Source organism: Stenotrophomonas sp. HMWF023, from assembly GCF_003060985.1.
Classification (GTDB): Bacteria; Pseudomonadota; Gammaproteobacteria; order Xanthomonadales; family Xanthomonadaceae; genus Stenotrophomonas; species Stenotrophomonas lactitubi.
The window spans coordinates 17,593-21,625 of the sequence record NZ_QAIJ01000188.1; the positions used below are offsets into that span (position 1 = coordinate 17,593).

At 67.3% G+C, this 4,033-nt stretch carries 3 protein-coding genes; 2 read left to right on the forward strand and 1 reads right to left on the reverse strand.

The annotated features are described in order from the left end of the window. A partial coding sequence (locus DBR20_RS10105; RefSeq protein WP_258223281.1) for a TonB-dependent receptor occupies positions 1-1,771 on the forward strand: 1,771 nt, incomplete at its 5' end. Next, a complete protein-coding gene (locus DBR20_RS10110) occupies positions 1,771-3,072 on the forward strand; it encodes an aminotransferase class V-fold PLP-dependent enzyme (protein WP_108266083.1) in 1,302 nt (433 codons plus the stop codon). The genes DBR20_RS10105 and DBR20_RS10110, both read left to right, overlap by 1 nt. A 135-nt stretch (positions 3,073-3,207) precedes the next feature. On the opposite strand, the gene DBR20_RS22940 is transcribed toward DBR20_RS10110, so the two are convergent. Further along, positions 3,208-4,033 (reverse strand): PLP-dependent aminotransferase family protein (locus DBR20_RS22940; RefSeq protein WP_258223282.1); only part of this gene is annotated, 826 nt, incomplete at its 5' end.

Below are 4,033 nucleotides of genomic sequence, written 5' to 3' on the forward strand. Positions count from 1 at the left end.
TTTGGGGGACTACGGCAGCCTGGCGCTGTTCGCCGAATCATCCAACTCCGATGCGACCTCGCGCACCCGCCAGCGTCCCGACGCCATCGCCTTCCAGGCCGCGCATCCGGAGCTGGACGTGCCCAACCCGGTGCAGCGCTGGGGCCAGCCGGAGCTGGAAAGCCGCCGCGTAGGCTTCAACCTGAAGGCCAATGCCAGCGACACGCTGGAGCTCTATGCGTTCGGCCTGTACAGCCACAGCGATGGCGTCAGCGATTTCAACTGGCGCAACCCGGATACCACCACTGGCGCGTACCGTACGACCAGCATCTTCCCGGGCTGGAACCTGCGCTCGCTGTATCCGGTGGGCTTCAGCCCGCAGTACGGCAACACGCAGAACGACCTGCAGCTGGTCGCTGGCCTGCGCGGCGAGATCACCCCCAAGCTGCGCTGGGACTTGAGCGCCTCGTATGGCCGCAATGCCATCGACTACAGCCTGGACAACTCGATCAACGCATCGCTGGGCCCGGACAGCCCGACCTCCTTCGACCTCGGCCGGCTGACCCAGACCGAGAAGAACGCCAATGCGGACTTCAACTACGAATGGGACGTGGCTGCGCTGTCGAAGCCAATCAACGTCGCCTTCGGTGCCGAGTTCCGCCAGGAGACCTACCAGGTGCGCGCCGGCGACCCTGCCTCGTATGCAGTGGGGCGCGGTGCCGCGGCCGGCCTGGAAGCGAATTCCAATGGCGCGCCGGGTTTCTCGGCCAGCCAGGCCGGGCAGTGGAGCCAGCGCAGCAAGGCCACCTACGTGGACATGGAAGTGCCGCTGGGCGAGCGCTGGAGCATCGGTGCGGCCGGTCGCTATGAAGATTTCTCCAGCTTCGGCAGCACGGTGGATGGCAAGCTGTCGGCACGTTTTGCGATCACCCCGGACGTGGCCCTGCGTGGCACCCTGTCCACCGGCTTCCGCGCGCCCACGCCGGCCCAGCTCAACACCACCAGCACCACCCAGGGCCTGGATACGCGCACGCTGCAGATCTTCACCAGCGGCCGCCTGTCGCCCAGCGATCCGTTGGCACAGCTGCTGGGGGCCAAGCCGCTGACCCCGGAAGAATCGCGCACCGCCTCGCTGGGCCTGACCTGGCGCACCGGCATGGGCCTGTCCGGTTCGGTCGACGTCTACCGGATCACGCTCAGCGACCGCTTCAGCCAGTCGGCCAGCTTCGCCATTCCGGCCGGCACGCCCAACCCGCTGGGCTATACCTCGGTGAACTACTTCACCAACGATTTCGACACCACCACCACCGGCGTGGACGTGGTCGGCAACTATCTGCGCGATCTCGGCGCCGGACGCATGACGCTGACCCTGGCCTGGAACTACAACCAGACCCGCGTCGACAACGGCAGCACCTCGGTGGCGACCAACGAGACCCAGCGCGTGCTGTTCGAAGACCGCCTGCCCGAGCACAAGGGCAGCTTTACCGGCAGCTGGGACGTCGGCGCGTGGTCGTTGATGGCGCGCGTTCGCTACTACGGAAAGTGGACCGACTCCACCGGCAATGCGACCGGCGACATCTACCAGCAGTTCGGCGCAATGACCTTCCTCGATCTGGCGGTGGGCTACCGCATCAACCAACACCACAGCCTGCGCGTGGGCGCAGACAACGTGTTCGACCGTTACCCGGACGAAGCGACCTTCCAGGCCAGCCGTGGCTTGATCTACTCGCGCAATGCCCCGTATGACACCGACGGCGCCAACGTGTACGCGCAGTACCGGCTGACCTTCTGATGGATGGCCGCCGTCGTTCCCTGCTGCGTGCCGGCGCGCTGCTGCCGGCCGCTGCGGCGTTGTCTTCACTGCCTGCCGCGGGCGCCGCGCGTTACGCTGGGCCCATGCAGATTCCCGCAACGACCGTGGCGCCGGACGTGCTGGCCCGCGACGAAGGCTACTGGGCGACCGTGGCCAGCCACTTCGACATCACCGATGAAGTGAATCATCTGGAAAACGGCTACTGGGGCGCGATGGGCCGCGAGACGCTGGCCAGCTACCAGCGGCACACCGCCGAAGTGAATCGCGGCAACGCCTGGTACGGCCGACACGCGTTCCCGGCGCAGTACATGGCGGTGCATCGTCAGGTGGCTGACATGCTCGGTGTCGGCGCGGATGAGATCGCACTGACCCGCGGCGCGACCGAAGCGATGCTGGCGCTGATCGGTGGCTACAACCGGCTGGCTGCGGGCGACCAGGTGCTGTACGCCGACATCGACTACGACAGCATGATCAACGCCATGCGGTGGCTGCAGCAGCGTCGTGGCGTGCAGGTGGAGCGCATCGCACTGCCGGCGGTGCCAAGCCGTGAGCAGATCCTGCAGGCCTACGATGAGGCGTTCGCGCGCTTGCCGCGCCTGAAACTGCTGCTGCTGACCCAGGTCAGCCACCGCCATGGGCTGGTGCTGCCGGTGGCGGAGATCGCCGAGCGTGCGCGTGCACGCGGCATCGATGTGATTGTCGATGCCGCGCATGGCTTCGGCCAGATCGACTACGCGGTGCCGCAGCTGAAGGCCGATTTCGTTGGCATCAACCTGCACAAGTGGATCGGCGCACCGGTGGGCGTGGGCGCGATGTACGTACGCAGGGGGCGCGTGGCCGACCTGGATCCGTACATGGGCGAGACTGACGATGGTCGCGTGGGCAGCCGCGTGCATACCGGCACGGTCAACTTCGCTGCCTATCTGGCCCTGCCCGAGGCCATCGCATTGCACCAGCGCATCGGTGCAGCCAACAAGCAGGCGCGCCTGCGTTACCTGCGCGAGCGGTGGACGGTGCCAGCGCGGCAGATGGCGCATATCGACGTGCTGTCGTCGCCGGATCCGGCGTTGGCCAGTGCATTGGCCAGCTTCCGCCTGCGTGGACATACCTCGGCGGAAGACAATCTGGCGCTGCAGAAACGGCTGCTGGATGAGCACCGGATATTCACCACGCATCGCGATGGTCTGGACTCCGGCGCCTGCGTACGGGTGACACCGTCGGTGTTCACCCGCCCGGCGCAGATGGATGCGCTGGTGGCGGCGCTGGCCGCGCTGGCCTGAACTCCCCCCGCTTTGGTAGATGCCAACCTTGGTTGGCAACGCATCCACGCATGGCGTGAACGGGCATTGCCAACCAAGGTTGGCATCCACCGGAACAGGCCCAGTAGATCCACGCCATGCATGGATGCTCTCCGCCTACCGGTCGATCGCCGGCAACGCGTCGGACAACAACAACCGATCGATCCGCCGCAGCGCGTTCTCCAGTTGCCGCCGGTCCGCAGCCAATCCCAACGACAGCCGCACCCCACTCGCGAACGGTGCGCCCGGCGGACAGAACGCCGATGAAGGCGCGATCGCCAAGCCCTGCAGCTGTGCCGTACGCACCAGCGTGGCATCGGTCCACGGTGCTGGCACCCGGCACCATGCATGCAGCCCATCGGCGCGCTCCAGCAGTGAGGGTGCCAGCAGATACCGCGCCATCCGCGTGCGCTCGCGCGCTTCCTCGCGCACCTGCACCAGCAGCGCCTGCGCCGAACCATCCAGCAGCAGCTGGCTGGCCAGCGCGGATACCAGCGGATGGCCCATCAACCGCGTGGCACGCAGTGCGGCAGCCATCGCCTCGGCGTGGGCGGCGCTTGGGCATTGCACGAACGCGGTACGCAGGCCGGGGCTGATCACCTTCGACAGGGTGGCTACATGGAACACATGTCGAGGTGCCAGCGTCGCCAGCGCAATGGGCGCGGTGATGGCCAGATGCCAGTACGGATCGTCCTCGATCGCCAGCAGGCTTTCGCGCTCCAGCACCCGCGCCAGCGCCTCGCGCCGCGGGGTGGGCACGGTCAGCGCCGTCGGGTTCTGGCAGGTGGGGTTGAGGTAGACCAGACGCGCGCCACATTCCCGCGCCTGGCGTGCCAGCGCCTCCGGGCACATGCCCTGTTCGTCGCCCTCCACCGTGACCAGCCGCCGCCCCAGTGCCGCAGCCGCCTGCAGCAGGCCCGGATACACCAAGCGGTCGCAGAGG

What these genes read in the sequence shown, in the direction of transcription:
- DBR20_RS10110 (WP_108266083.1), top strand. Translation starts at nt 1,771, where the DNA reads ATGGATGGCCGCCGTCGTTCCCTGCTGCGTGCCGGCGCGCTGCTGCCG.